This is a genomic window from Streptomyces sp. SM1, from assembly GCF_002910825.1.
GTDB classification, from domain to species: Bacteria; Actinomycetota; Actinomycetes; order Streptomycetales; family Streptomycetaceae; genus Streptomyces; species Streptomyces okerensis.
Genome location: NZ_NEUB01000129.1, coordinates 1 through 768 on the forward strand (window position 1 = coordinate 1; position 768 = coordinate 768).

Annotated in this window: 1 protein-coding gene; it reads right to left on the bottom strand. The window is 75.9% G+C overall.

All coding sequences use genetic code 11. The features are described 5' to 3' along the window. Positions 1-140: 140 nt before the first annotated feature. The coding region (locus B9S61_RS02880) for a B12-binding domain-containing protein (protein WP_258039524.1) at positions 141-768 on the bottom strand (628 nt) is incomplete at its 5' end.

Here is a 768-nt window from a genome sequence, read left to right on the forward strand (position 1 = left end):
CGCGGTCACGCGGTCACGCGGTCACGCGGTCACGCGGTCACGCGGTCACGAGACCGTACGGCCGTGGTCGCCGGTCCAGCGGACCACGTTCACCGGGCCGATGCCAGGAGCCACGACCAGTGCCCCGGGACGACGGCACGTCACCGTGCGGCGACCGCGGCCTCCAGCGCGGTGACCGCCTCGGCGAGTCCGGACGGGCGCGCCAGTCCGGTCACCGTCCGTCCCGCCCAGCCGGGTCCGAGGGTCAGCACGACCGGCCCCCGGCGCGCGCCGCGCACCCCCCACTCCATGCCGGCCACGTGCTGGGCGAGCGGCCGGCTGGCGGTGCCACGGGACTGGGCCCACAGCCCGACGGCGGCCGGCCCGGTCCTGCGCACCGCCGCGACGAGGGACTCCACGGGCAGGGCGCCGCCGAACATGCGTACCGGAACGCCCCGTTCGGTCAGCGCGGCGGACAGCACCTCCAGGGCGAGTGTGTGGTTCTCCCCCGGTACGCAGGCGAGCACCGTGGTGGCGCCGGGGCGGTCGGCGACCGGGCCGGGCGTGGTGCGGCGCAGCGCGCCGGAGACGTGCCAGGACAGGAAGTGCTCGACCTCGACGTACCTCTCGCCCGACGTCTCCCACTTACGGCCGACGGCCTGCAGCGTGGGCACGATCACCTCGGTCCAGGCGGCGACCAGTCCGTGTTCGGTGATCGCGTCGAGCAGGAGCCGGTCCAGTGCGGTGGCGTCGAGCCGCAGGGCCGCGCGGGCGATGCCCTTGCATTCC